Annotated in this window: 11 protein-coding genes; 7 read left to right on the top strand and 4 right to left on the bottom strand. The window is 62.5% G+C overall.

What is annotated here, in order from left to right; genetic code table 11:
• Positions 1–3: 3 nt before the first annotated feature.
• Positions 4–1,263: an MFS transporter gene (locus GYM54_RS13710; RefSeq protein ID WP_197446118.1), complete on the bottom strand. Its 1,260-nt coding sequence runs from the start codon at positions 1,261–1,263 to the stop codon at positions 4–6.
• 278 nt (positions 1,264–1,541) lie between these two features.
• On the opposite strand from GYM54_RS13710, the gene GYM54_RS13705 reads away from it, so the two are divergent.
• Positions 1,542–1,946, top strand: coding sequence for an SMI1/KNR4 family protein (locus tag GYM54_RS13705; RefSeq protein ID WP_181103363.1), 405 nt, complete (start codon positions 1,542–1,544; stop codon positions 1,944–1,946).
• Between the two features lie 31 nt (positions 1,947–1,977).
• Positions 1,978–2,349, top strand: a complete 372-nt coding sequence (locus GYM54_RS13700) for a DUF3301 domain-containing protein (RefSeq protein WP_197446117.1) — start codon at positions 1,978–1,980, stop codon at positions 2,347–2,349.
• Positions 2,350–2,358: 9 nt separating this feature from the next.
• Here the strand turns inward: GYM54_RS13700 and GYM54_RS13695 are convergent, their stop codons facing one another.
• Entirely contained in the window at positions 2,359–3,327 is a 969-nt protein-coding gene (locus tag GYM54_RS13695) for a GTP-binding protein (protein ID WP_197446116.1), read from the bottom strand.
• 89 nt (positions 3,328–3,416) lie between these two features.
• Between GYM54_RS13695 and GYM54_RS13690 the strand changes: the two genes are divergently transcribed.
• The 5 genes from GYM54_RS13690 (at position 3,417) to GYM54_RS13670 (ending at position 9,187) form a co-directional block, all read left to right on the top strand.
• On the top strand, positions 3,417–3,773 hold the full coding sequence (locus GYM54_RS13690) for an NADH:ubiquinone oxidoreductase (RefSeq protein ID WP_197446115.1): 357 nt from the start codon (positions 3,417–3,419) through the stop codon (positions 3,771–3,773).
• Between the two features lie 146 nt (positions 3,774–3,919).
• Positions 3,920–4,438, top strand: a complete 519-nt coding sequence (locus tag GYM54_RS13685) for a sigma-70 family RNA polymerase sigma factor (RefSeq protein WP_197446114.1) — start codon at positions 3,920–3,922, stop codon at positions 4,436–4,438.
• Positions 4,435–5,382 (top strand): FecR domain-containing protein, encoded by a 948-nt coding sequence (locus GYM54_RS13680; protein ID WP_197446113.1) that lies wholly within the window; start codon positions 4,435–4,437, stop codon positions 5,380–5,382. The genes GYM54_RS13685 and GYM54_RS13680 overlap by 4 nt, the downstream gene beginning before the upstream one ends.
• 97 nt (positions 5,383–5,479) lie before the next feature.
• Positions 5,480–7,936, top strand: coding sequence for a TonB-dependent siderophore receptor (locus GYM54_RS13675; protein ID WP_197446112.1), 2,457 nt, complete (start codon positions 5,480–5,482; stop codon positions 7,934–7,936).
• A gap of 69 nt (positions 7,937–8,005) precedes the next feature.
• Positions 8,006–9,187, top strand: coding sequence for a PepSY domain-containing protein (locus GYM54_RS13670; RefSeq protein ID WP_197446111.1), 1,182 nt, complete (start codon positions 8,006–8,008; stop codon positions 9,185–9,187).
• 271 nt (positions 9,188–9,458) lie between these two features.
• Here GYM54_RS13670 and GYM54_RS13665 read toward each other — a convergent pair whose 3' ends face one another.
• Positions 9,459–9,860 carry a DUF1850 domain-containing protein gene (locus tag GYM54_RS13665; RefSeq protein WP_131649114.1) on the bottom strand — a complete coding sequence of 134 codons (402 nt, stop codon included), beginning with the start codon at positions 9,858–9,860 and terminating at the stop codon, positions 9,459–9,461.
• Complete coding sequence (locus GYM54_RS13660; protein WP_197446110.1) at positions 9,857–11,881, bottom strand: TRAP transporter permease; 2,025 nt, start codon at positions 11,879–11,881, stop codon at positions 9,857–9,859. Before GYM54_RS13660 ends, GYM54_RS13665 begins: the two co-directional genes overlap by 4 nt.
• Positions 11,882–11,975: the final 94 nt, after the last annotated feature.

Below are 11,975 nucleotides of genomic sequence, written 5' to 3'. Positions count from 1 at the left end.
TGTCTATTTCGCGTAAGTCGTGTGCGACGGTGCTTGCGGCGCCGCATCCTCGAAACGATCGACCTGGCGCAGGCTCCTGAAGCCGAGCAGCCAACCGCCCGTTACTGTCAGGGTGCAGGCGCAGCCCAGCAGCGCCGCCGGCACCGCGCCGAACCAGGCGGCGCTGGTTCCAGCGCGGAATTCGCCGAGCTCGTTGGATGAGCCGATGAACAACATGTTCACTGCGTTGACCCGACCGCGCATGGCGTCCGGTGTGGAGAACTGGATCAGCGAGGAGCGGATATACATGCTCACCATGTCCGCACCGCCGGCCACCATCAGCGCGGCGAAGGACAGCCAGAACAGGCTCGACAGCGCAAATACCAGATTGGCCAGGCCGAACAGCGCTACCGCCGCGAACATCACCAGCCCGACATGTCGATTGAACGGCCGCACGCTGAGATACAGTCCCACCGTCACCTCACCGACGGCCATGGCGCTGCGCAGTAGACCGAGGCCGGTGGGACCGACTTCCAATACCTCCTGGGCATAGATCGGTAGCAGCGCTACCACGCCGCCCAGCAGCACGGCAAACAGATCGAGAGAAATGGTACCGAGAATGATTGGCCGCGAGCGGATGAAGCCGATGCCGGCGGTGAAGCGTGCCCATGCGGTGGTTTCAAGCGCCTGGCGCTGTTCGGCATAGCGCACCGGGACGAAGCCCAGCAGCAGCGTGCCGGCGAGAAAACCGATCAGGCACAGGCCATAAGTCAGGCCGCCGCCCCCGAGCGCATAGAGACCACCGCCGAGCACTGGGCCTGCGATGGTAGCGCTGCGCATGATCATGCTGTTGGCGGCGATGGCCGCGGCCAGACGCTCGCGCGGAACGATCTGCGGCAGCAGGCTGGACAACGCCGGCCCAGTGAAGGCACGCGCGCAGCCGTAGAACACCAGCACGCCGTAGTAATAACTCACCGCCGCGTCGGTCAGCGACAACCACAGCAGCGCGGCGGCGCACAGCGCTTCCACCAGCCAGCTCAGCGCCAGGATCAGCTTGCGGTCGAAGCGGTCGATCAGATCCCCCGCCGGTAGCAACAGAAGCAGCATCGGGACGAACTGGGCCAGGCCGACATAGGCCAGCGACAGTGGATCGCGCGTGAGGTCGTAGACCTGCCAGGCCACGACTACGGCCTGAATCTGCATGGCGAAAACTGCCAGCAAACGTGCAGCGAGAAAGGGGACGAAACCGGGAAGGCGGTAAACGGAAATGGACGTCGCGGTCACGGCAGGGTCCTGTCGCAGAGTCGTTCGTGAAGCGGCTCCGGGGGCAGGCCGCAGCGTCAAGGCAGCCGGGCAATCTACTGGAAAGCGCGGCAGCCACGCAAACGGCGTCCAGATGCAGCGATCCAGACACGTGTCTAACCGCTATGACCGGCCAGGAGCCGTTGCAGGCTGGCCGACTGCATCCGAAATGGGCGGATCGAAACGGCGCGGGGCTGGCTCGCGTGCGTTCGGGCTTGTATAAACTCGCTTCAAGCGCGTATTTCACGAATGGGGGGCGCATGGAAGAGGTAATCGAACAGCTGCGAGAACTCAACGAGCCGGTACCGGTGCCGTTGGAACTGCCAGACGATGACCGTCTGGTCGAGGTCGAAGAAGAGCTGCTGATCAACTTGCCGTTCGGCCTGCGCGAATTTCTGCTAACGGTAAGCGATGTCGTTTATGGCCGGCTCGAGCCGGTGACCGCCGATCCACAATCGCATACCTACCTGCCGGAAGTGGCGGCGAACGCCTGGGATGCCGGCGTGGCGCGGGATTTATTGCCGATCTGTCAGGACGGGCCTGACTACTACGTGGTCGATCTGGAAGGCGAAGTCATGCTGTTCGATGGTGACGCGCATGAACTCACCGATGAAAGCTGGGAAACCGTGTGGCACTGGGTGCGCGACGTTTGGTTGGAAAGTTGAGCCGCTTGGTTCTACAGGAGATGCCAAGGTCATGGTGACGCTCGGCAACCTGTGCGTTTTCCTCCTGCTGATGACAGCAGCCGCCTGGCTCTGGCATTCCCATGGCATACGCGAGCGCGCGCTGGCATCGGTGCGCCGTCATTGCGAAAAGATGGATGTCGATCTGCTCGATGGCAATGTCGCGTTTCGCCGCCTTGGATTTGTGCGCGACGCGCGCGGGCAACGCCGCTTTGCGCGCGTCTACGGCTTCGAGTTCACCGTGACGGGCGAGCAGCGCCATCAGGGCAGTATCGTCATGTTCGGTCCGCGACCGGGGCCGATCGAGATGGAAGCGCATCCCTTCAAGGCCCCGCCGGATTTGGGGCGGGTCATCCAGATGGAAGATTGGCGTCGCGGTGACTGATTTTGTCGGTTAAAGGCGGCAGGCGGCCATTGCTGCTTTCAGTAGCGCTTCGTCTCCGGGTGCGTTGAAAATCAATTCGAGCCGCGAATCCTTTCGCCATTCGCTGGGCTTGAACACCAGCCGCTCGCCAGCCAAGGCATTGGCCGAACGCCAGCCATCGGGGCTATGAAGCACCAGCTTCGCCCGGCGCCAATCCAGGCTGCCAAGCCACCGTTCGATGCGCTGCAGATCGAAACGCTGACTTGAATGCCAACGCCAACCGATGCTCCAACCGTCTGCGCTTGCCTGGCTTTGGCAGACCGGCTGTTGCGGATTCAGCCAGACACTGCCGGCTGGTTGCACGGAGGCGGGCAGGGGTGATGGAGTCTCGGCTTGTGCGCCGGCTCGCTGGTCGATACCCGGTAGCGCTGTGATCGGTAATTCGCCCTGGGTCGTCCAGCGCAATGGCAATGAGGGCAGCCTCGCCATGATGCGCTGGCGATCGGCCTGATCCAGCGCATCACTTTTATTCAGCAGCAGCAGGCCGTCGCTGCGCCGAAGTGTTTGCTGCACGCTGAGCGGCAAGGGCTCGTCACGCGCAAGGGAGGCGGCATCGAGCACCGTCAGGCAGGGCTGCAGCGCCAGGACACCCTGCCATGGCGGCGCGCCGAGTTGCGTGAGCAGTTCAGCGGGATGGCCCAGCCCGGAAGGTTCGATCAGCAGCCGATCCGGTTTGGCCTTGCGTAACAAGCGGCTCAGACCGACCTGGAAGGGCACGCCGTTGACGCAGCACAGGCAGCCGCCGGCGACTTCCGCGAGACTGATGCCCGCTTCGTTGGTGCTCAGCAGTGCTGCGTCGAGGCCGATCTGGCCGAACTCGTTAATCAACACCGCCCAGCGCTCGTTTGCCGGCTTCTGCGATAGCAGCGAACGGATCAAGCTGGTTTTGCCGGCGCCGAGCGGGCCGCCGATTACATGAGTCGGTATTTGAGTCAGCATGGCGCCATGGTGCGCATTTGGCGGATGGATTGGAAGCGGCCGTGCAGCCTGCATGCTAGAGTCGCCGCGGTCAGATGAGGGGGTAATCGATGCGTTTATTGTGTTGTCTGCTGCTATCGCTGAGTGTCGCCGGCCAGGCCTGGGCCGATGGCTGCGTCATTCACAGCCAGGACGAGCGCATCGAGGTGAAGGTCTGCCAGCAGAACCGCAACATTCCGGCTGAAATGTTCCGCTCGGGATTCTGCCAGCCCGAACTCAAGGGACAGAAGGTCGAGGTCAGCTTCGTGGAGCAGTGTCCCGGCGGCGCCTTCGGAGTCTGCCGCAACGCCCAGGTGTCCAACATGCCCTATCGACAGGACATTCACTATTACGGCATCGCCAGCGATGCGCGCTTCCTTCAGCCGGCCTGTGAGCAGACCAGTGACGGCGAGTGGGTGATTCCATGAGTGTTCATGGGCGTTCCACGTGAAACGTCGCTTTCCTCCTGTAACAGGGTTCGTCTCGAACCTAGCTATGTCGAACAACATACTGCCGTAGCTTGCGAAGTTGAGAAGCGTTAGCATTACGATCTCGACGGCAAAGAGCAGCAGCCATGGCAACCCAGGGGATGGTTCGGCAACAGTTGGTACATCGACTCTATGTCGATCATCAGGGCTGGCTGAATGGCTGGTTACGCCGTCAGCTCGGCTGCAGCCAGAAGGCAGCGGACCTGGCGCAAGATACTTTCGTGCGTGTCCTGACCAAAGATCACGGCCTAGAAGCGATTCGTGAACCGCGCGCCTTCCTGCATACCGTCGCCAGAGGCCTATTGATCAATCACTGGCGCCGCAAGCAAATCGAGCAGGCCTATCTGGACGCGCTCGCCTTGCAGCCCGAGGCATTCGCGCCGTCACCCGAATCCCACGCGTTGGTCGTCGAAATCCTGTTGCAGGTCGATGCGATGCTGGCGCGGCTTCCAGAGAAAGTTCGCCGTGCCTTCCTTCTTTCCCAGCTGCAGGGCATGACGTACGGGGCGATAGCCGCCGAGCTTGGCGTATCCGAACGCATGATCAAGAAATACATGGCGCAGGCCATGCTGCACTGCCTGACTCTGCTCGACGACGCGCCATGAGCCTCGATTATCAGGTACTGCAAGCCGCAGCCCAGTGGTTCGCGGTACTGCAATCCGATGCGATCAGCGAGGCTGATCGCCAGGCCTGGCGCGCTTGGGTTGCCTTACCCGAGCACGCCAAGGCCTGGCAGCGGGTGGAACAGATCAGCGGGCGGTTGGAGCCGTTGACGGGCGACCCGTTCGGCTCCGCAGCGACGGTTCTACTGCAGCGTCGCGAGCCGACTCGGCGGCACGCACTCAAGACCCTTTCGATTCTATGCGGCGGCGCCTTGCTGACGTTCGCCGGCGGTGCGCTGCCATGGCGTAGCTGGGCGGCGGACCATCGTACGGCGGTGGGGGAGGTGCGCGACTGGCGTCTGGATGATGGCTCACGGCTGTGGCTGAACACCGATAGCGCGTTGGCTGTCGCGTTCACCGATCAGGCTCGGCAGCTGTCGCTGCATCGTGGCGAGGCGTTGCTGCAAGCGTCTGACGAGCGACGCCCGCTGCTGTTGCGCACGTCCGAAGGCGATCTTCAGGCACGCGGCGCTGCGAGGTTTTCGGTACTGCAGCGCGACGGCAGTACTCAGCTCAGCGTGTTCGAAGGCTCCATCGATATCCGGCCCGCCGGGCGCGATGGCGTTCATACCGTCCTGCAAGGCCAGCAAGTGGCGTTCGATACTCTGCAAATCAGGCTTGATCGGCCGGTTCAGCCGGGCCGTCAGGCATGGAGTAGCGGCGTCCTGTTGGCCGATGATCTGCGTCTGGACGAGTTCGTGACCGAGCTGGCGCGCTATCGCCAGGGCTATCTCGGTTGTGATCCACGCATTGCCGGCCTGCGCGTGGTCGGCGCCTATCCGCTGGCTGATACGGAGCGGATTCTGGAGGCTCTGGCCAGTACATTACCGTTGCGCATCAATCGGCGTTTGCCTTGGTGGGTCAGTCTCGAACCGTCGAGCGCTTGAACGCAAATGTAAAAATTTCTCATCCGCAGTTCCCTTTCGTAGGACGTCGCTGGGCATAACCGCATCGATCTCTATTTTGTTTGCAAAAGGATGACCCATGCGCTCCATCGCTCCGCTTCGTCGTTCCAGCCTGTCCCGTGCCGTCCGCGCTGCCCTGTTCTGCCTGCCGCTAACAACGCTCGTCGCCTCGCCGACGGCGCTGGCACAGGCCGCCAGTCAGCAAGAGGTTCGCGTCTACGATATCCCAGCCGGTCCGCTGTCCAGTACGCTGAGCCGTTTTGCCGGCGAGGCTGGCGTGATGCTGTCGGTCGATGGTCGTCTCACCGAGGGGCGCGATTCGGCTGGCCTGCAGGGGCAGTATGGCGTCGCGGAGGGCTTCGATGTCTTGCTGCAGGGCAGCGGGCTGCAGGCCGTACGCGATGAGCGCGGCACCTACTCGCTGGCGGTGGCGCCGTCTCACGAACAGGCTGAGGCCGTCGAGCTGAAGCCCATGGTGGTCGAAGGCTTCGCCCTGGGTAACGCGCTAGGCGAGATGGAAGGTTACAACGCCACCCACAGCAGCGTGGCGACCAAGACCAGCATGCCGCTACTGGAAACGTCGCAGACGGTCTCGGTGGTCACGCGTCAGCAGATGGACGATCAGGGCTCGCTGACCGTGGCCCAGGCGTTGCGTTATACCCCCGGTGTGATGAGCACGCCTTATGGCGCCACCAGCCGCTACGATTATGTGGCCATGCGCGGCTTCAACGATGGCTCGGTGGACAACCTGTATCTGGACGGCCTCAAGATCATGGGTGACAGCGGCACCTACAGCACCATGCAGATCGATCCTTACTTTCTCGAGCGCATCGATGTACTGAAGGGCCCATCATCGGTTCTGTATGGCCGCAGCCTGCCTGGCGGCCTAGTCGCCATGACTTCCAAGCAGCCGACGGAAGAGGTTTATCGGCAGGTCCAGGCGACGCTTGGCAGTAACGATCAGAAAGGCATCGGCGTCGATTTAGGCGGGCCGCTGGACGAAGAAGGAACGCTCTCCTATCGGCTGGTCGGTCTGGCGGATAAAGGTGATACCCAGTACGACCATGTGAAGTCGGAGCGCTATGCCATCGCGCCATCTCTGCGCATCGCCTTTTCCGAAGATACCGCGCTGACCCTGCAGGCCTATCTGCAGCACGACCCGGAAAGTGGTTATCACGGCGGCCTGCCTGCTGAAGGCACTCTATATCGTCGTAATGGGCGCTATCTCTCCGACGATTTCTTCGAGGGTGAGCCCGGGCACGAGAAGTTCGAGCGCACTCAGCAAATGCTCGGCTATCAGTTCGAGCATCGTTTCGACGATGTCTGGTCGATGCGTCAGAACTTCCGCTACCTGGATTCGAAAGTCGAGTCCGAACAGGTCTACAGCCTGGGCTGGGTGGGCGATTCGTCAGAACTGCTGCGTGGCTATACGGGCGCGGAGGAGCGCCTGCACTCGTGGATCATCGACAACATGCTGCAGGCCGAATTCGACACGGGCGCCGCCCGGCATACCTTGATCACCGGTGTCGATTATCAGCGTGGAAAGGCCAAAGTGGACTATTACGGCGGCACCGTCGGCAATCTCGATGCGTTCGATCCGGTCTATGGCACGCCTGTTGTGGTTGGCGGCCCGTTCGGCCAGACCCGCCGGCTGGAGCAGACGGGTCTGTACATGCAGGACCTGATCGAGCTGGACCGTTGGCGTGTTTCCCTGGGCTTGCGTCAGGACTGGGTAGAAACCGAAGTGGTGTCAGACGGGGCGAGTGCGCCCTCGGGAAAGGACTCGGACCAGCTGACGACCCGCGCTGGCGTGCTTTATCTGTTCGATAACGGCGTGGCGCCTTATATCAGCTATTCGGAGTCGTTCAACCCGAACTCGACCAGTGACGCCAATGGTGATCCGCTTGACGCGACCGAAGGCACTCAATGGGAGCTGGGCATCAAGTACCAGCCGGTGGGTACCGACGATCTGTATACCGCTTCGCTGTTTCACATCGAGCAGGAAAACCTCGCTTCCAAGCTCCCTAACGAGGATTTCTACAGGCCTATCGGGGCCGTACGCTCGCAGGGCCTGGAACTTGAAGCGCGTCTGCAGCTGACCGACAGCCTGCGTCTGCTGGGCAGCTACACCTTCACCGACATCGAATATTCCAAATCCGTGTTCAGCGCTGTGGACGCGACTCTGGATAACAAAGGCAATACCCCAACACAGTCGGTACGCCACATGGCGTCCATCTGGGCGGACTACCGTTTCATCGGCGATAGCCTGGAAGGGCTGAGCACCGGCGCTGGCATTCGTTATGTCGGCGAAGGCTGGGCCGATGCCGAAAATACGCAGCGCATACCGTCCTACACATTATTCGATGCCTCCGTCGGCTATGACCTCGCCAGGGTCGGGCTGGATGGCATGGATGTCCGGCTAAATGCCAACAACCTCACCGACAAAAGATACGTGGCGGGCTGTGGCAGCAGCCTGAACTATTGCTATCTGGGTGAGGAGCGCAACGTCACGGCGACGGTCAGCTACGAGTTCTGATTAACAGGTACACACTCGCCGCCAGCCTTCCAGGCGGCGGCTTTTGCGTTCTCCAAGTGGTTATAACTGATGCGTTACATCTTCGTTCTACTGCACCGCTACATCGGCCTGGCCACGGCGCTGTTCCTGTTTCTTGCGGGCATCACCGGCGCGGTTCTGGCCTTTCACCACGAGCTGGACGAGTGGCTGAACCCCGAGTTCTACCACACCACCAGCGAAGGCCCGGTGCTGGCGCCGGGGTCGCTGGTCGAGCGCGTTCAACAGGCCAACCCGCGGATGCAGGTCTGGTACATGGAATTCCCCGACGAGCCGGGGCATGCCGCCTTGATGGCGCTGGTGCCGCGTAATGATCCGGCCACCGGCAAGCCCTATGACGAAGAACCGGTGGTGCAGTACCTCGACGCGGTGACCGGAGAGCAGGTGGGCACACGTTACTGGGGCGAATGCTGCTTCTCGCGGGAGAACTTCGTGCCCTTCATGCTGGAGTTCCACTACAACCTGTCGCTGCCGGGCAACTGGGGGCTGTGGCTGATGGGCATCGTGGCGATCGCCTGGACGCTCGATTGCTTCGTCTCGCTGCTGCTGACCTTCCCGCGTGGGCGGCCGTTCTTCGGCAAGTGGTGGACGTCATGGAAGATCAAACGTCAGCGCATGAATCATGACGTGCACCGTGCCGGCGGGTTGTGGCTGTGGCTGCTGCTCACGCCAGTGGCGGTCAGCAGCGTGGCCATGAATCTTCCCGAGCAGGTGTTCAAACCGGTGGTGTCACTGTTCTCACCAGTCGAGCCGAGCGTCTACGAGGCGCGTGGCAGACTGCCAAAGGATGAGCTGGGCACCACCGCCTATGATTTCCATCAGGCCTATGACTACGCGATGCAGCATGCGGCCGAGCTGGGCCTGAGCGAACCCATCGGCGAGCTGTACTACAGCTTCGAATACAACTTCTACGGCGCGGGCTTCGGCGATCACGACAGCAACCAGGGCAACGCCTGGCTGTTCTTCCATGGCACTGATGGGACGCAGTTGCTGGGGCAGGAAATACCGGGGCAGGGCACGTTGGGTGAGCAGTTCCACATGTTGCAGCCGGCGATTCATGGCGGGCGCATCCTCGGAATGCCGGGGCGGATTCTGATTGCGGTGCTGGGCGTGGCGATTGCGGTGCTGTCAGTGACTGGTGTGGTGATCTGGTGGCGCAAGCTGCGCGCGAGGAGGGCGGCGACGCTCAGGCGCGAGGCAGAACTGGCGGTTTGATGGATCGCCCACACTGCTCGTGGGGTCGGTTGTCGAGCGGACCTGCCGTCAGGCTGATGTCTGATCGAGTCACGCTCCCGCGTGGGCACGCCTGGTGGCTTGCGTCTCGATCACAGCACCGGTTGGAGGCTCCCACGCAGGAGCGTGGGAACCACCAGGGTCACGGTGCAGTGAGTCGCCTCTCACCGGCGCACCGAGGTTGGGCGCGGGTTATGTTTTGCCGGTGTGCGGAGCGGACCCTACAGCGGAATCTCGAGCGGACTTGCGGTACTCAAGAGGAACTGCTCACCGGCACGCTGCAACTCCAGAGCTCCAGCGCGGGCTGCTCCGACGTGGGCGGGCCGAGCCATTCGCTTAGCGCGTGGCAACGCTGGTCGAAACACAGCTGGTAATCGCCGGCTTCAGGGGTTCGCCCCACACGCAGCGGTTGCAGAGGCGGCAGCTGGCGCTGGTAATGCCAGCTGCCGTCGCGCAACTGGGCGTCATCCGGAACTTCCATGCCGGCGCCGGTGCCCTTGATCCGCGCTTCGCCGAGCAGCAGCCCATCCGGCGTTACGCGGTAATCTTCTTCCCAGCGGATCTTCTCAATCGTGTGGTTCCACGCCAGGGTGAAGACGGGTGTGGGCACCTGCGCCCACACCACGCCCGCCAACCCCAGGCAGAGCCCGATCACGCCACCGCCGGCTCGGCACGACGAGCGCGCCAGACATGCTGGGCCACCAGAGCGATACCCAGTGCGAAGCCGATTTCATCGCTGATCGGCAGCGCCAGGATCAGCGCGACACCTGCGGCGAAGGCCCACAGGCGCTCCCATAGCGGCATACGCATGCTCATGAAACCGGTAACCGCCATGCCCCACAGGCACACCGCGAAGACCGTCTTGACCACCATGTAGATCGTGGTCAGCCAGCTGTCGCCCTGCATCATCAGCGCCGGGTCGTAGACCGCCATGAACGGCACGACGAAGCCGGCGGCGGCGATGCGGATCGCCCAGAGACTGATCTTGAAGCCGTTCTCCCGCGCGATCGGCGCCGCGGCGAAGCAGGCCAGCGCCACCGGTGGTGTCAGGTCGGCCATTAGCCCGAAGTAGAAGACGAACATGTGCGAGACGATCAGCGGCACGCCCAGCTGCTCCAGCGCCGGCGCGGCGATGGCGCTGGTGATGATGTAGTTGGGAATGGTCGGGATGCCCATACCCAGCACCAGACAGGTGATCATGGTCAGCACCAGCGAGAGGAACAGGTTGTTCTCACCGATGGCCAGGATGTAGCCGGCGAAGGTACTGGCAATGCCGGTCAGCGAGACGATGCCGATGATCACCCCCACCAGCACACAGGCGATACCCACCGGGATCGCATGGCGCGCGCCTTCCACCAGCGCGAACAGACAGGTGCGCAGGGTGTCGCGGCCACCTTTGATGAACCAGCAGACCACCACCAGCGCCGCGATGACACCAAAGATCACCCCGATGCCGAGTTGGAAGAAGCCGGCGCAGAGCACGCCCAGTGCGATCCAGAAGGCGCCGCGCAGCCAGAAGCTGCTGGCCTTGAGGATGATCGCCGAGCCGAGGATGACGATGGCCGTCAGTGCCAGACCGACAGTGCCGGAGAACATCGGGGTACGCCCCGAAAACAGCAGGTAGACCAGCACCGCGAGCGGGATCAGCAGATACCAGCGTTCCTTGACCGAACCCCAGGCGCTCGGGCACTGGTCCTTCGGCAGACCCTTGAGGCCCTTGCTGCGCGCTTCCAGGTGCACGATCCAGAACACTGCGAAGAAATACAGCATCGCCGGAATCAGCGCCGCCTTGGCCACCTCGACGTAAGGCACGTTGATGGTCTCGGCCATGATGAAAGCCACGGCACCCATTACCGGCGGCATGATCTGCCCACCCATGCTGGCCGTGGCTTCCACCGCGCCGGCAAAGGCCGGTCGGTAGCCGAAGCGTTTCATCAGCGGAATGGTGAACTGCCCGGTAGTGACCACGTTGGCCACGCCGGAGCCGGTGATGGTGCCCATCAGCGCCGATGACACCACCGATACCTTGGCCGGGCCGCCGGTCTTGTGGCCGAACATGCCCATGGCGAAATCGGTGAACAGCTTGATCATCCCGGCCTGCTCGAGAAAGGAGCCGAACAGGATGAAGAGGAAGATATAGGTCGCCGAGACATACGTTGGCGTGCCGTAGAAGCCCTCGGTACCGAACGACAGCTGGTTGATGATCTGATCGAAACCATAGCCACGGTGGGCGAAGTCGCCCGGCAGGTACTCGCCGAACAGACCGTAGGCCAGGAAGATCGCGCAGATGGTCGGCAGCGCAATACCCATCACCCGGCGGCCTGCTTCGAACACCAACACGGTGAGGATGATGCCGATGTACATGTCGGTAGTGGTCAGATCACCCGAGCGTTGAACCAGATCGCCCTCGAAATACCACTGATAGAAAGCCGTCGCCATGCCGGCCAGGCCGAGCAGCCAGGCCAGCGGCTGCCAGGGGCGGCCATTGCCTTTTGCCGGGTAGCAGAGAAACACCATCAGCAGCAGGAAACCGACGTGGCCCGCGCGCAACACCTGGCTGGACACCGGATGGAAGGCGGCGGTGATGATCTGATAGGTGGAAAACAGCAGCGCGACGTAGAACAACGTCTTCGGCCATTCGCTGGGACTGCTGTGCAGCCCTTGGGTCTCGCTCATGGGATGGCTCTCTCGGAAAGGTTGAAGCGTCGCGCCAGTGCGGAGCATGGGCGTTCTTCGCGATGGCCCGGGATGCGGGCCATCAGGCTATGCA

The organism is Pseudomonas sp. MTM4, from assembly GCF_019355055.1.
Taxonomy (GTDB): Bacteria; Pseudomonadota; Gammaproteobacteria; order Pseudomonadales; family Pseudomonadaceae; genus Stutzerimonas.
The sequence above is the reverse complement of the archived record's forward strand: the minus strand, read 5'-3'. Positions and strand labels throughout refer to the sequence as shown.

What these genes read in the sequence shown, in the direction of transcription:
- GYM54_RS13685 (WP_197446114.1), top strand. Translation starts at nt 3,920, where the DNA reads ATGGCAACCCAGGGGATGGTTCGGCAACAGTTGGTACATCGACTCTAT.
- GYM54_RS13705 (WP_181103363.1), top strand. Translation starts at nt 1,542, where the DNA reads ATGGAAGAGGTAATCGAACAGCTGCGAGAACTCAACGAGCCGGTACCG.
- GYM54_RS13670 (WP_197446111.1), top strand. Translation starts at nt 8,006, where the DNA reads ATGCGTTACATCTTCGTTCTACTGCACCGCTACATCGGCCTGGCCACG.
- GYM54_RS13695 (WP_197446116.1), bottom strand. Translation starts at nt 3,327, where the DNA reads ATGCTGACTCAAATACCGACTCATGTAATCGGCGGCCCGCTCGGCGCC.
- GYM54_RS13660 (WP_197446110.1), bottom strand. Translation starts at nt 11,881, where the DNA reads ATGAGCGAGACCCAAGGGCTGCACAGCAGTCCCAGCGAATGGCCGAAG.
- GYM54_RS13680 (WP_197446113.1), top strand. Translation starts at nt 4,435, where the DNA reads ATGAGCCTCGATTATCAGGTACTGCAAGCCGCAGCCCAGTGGTTCGCG.
- GYM54_RS13700 (WP_197446117.1), top strand. Translation starts at nt 1,978, where the DNA reads ATGGTGACGCTCGGCAACCTGTGCGTTTTCCTCCTGCTGATGACAGCA.
- GYM54_RS13675 (WP_197446112.1), top strand. Translation starts at nt 5,480, where the DNA reads ATGCGCTCCATCGCTCCGCTTCGTCGTTCCAGCCTGTCCCGTGCCGTC.
- GYM54_RS13690 (WP_197446115.1), top strand. Translation starts at nt 3,417, where the DNA reads ATGCGTTTATTGTGTTGTCTGCTGCTATCGCTGAGTGTCGCCGGCCAG.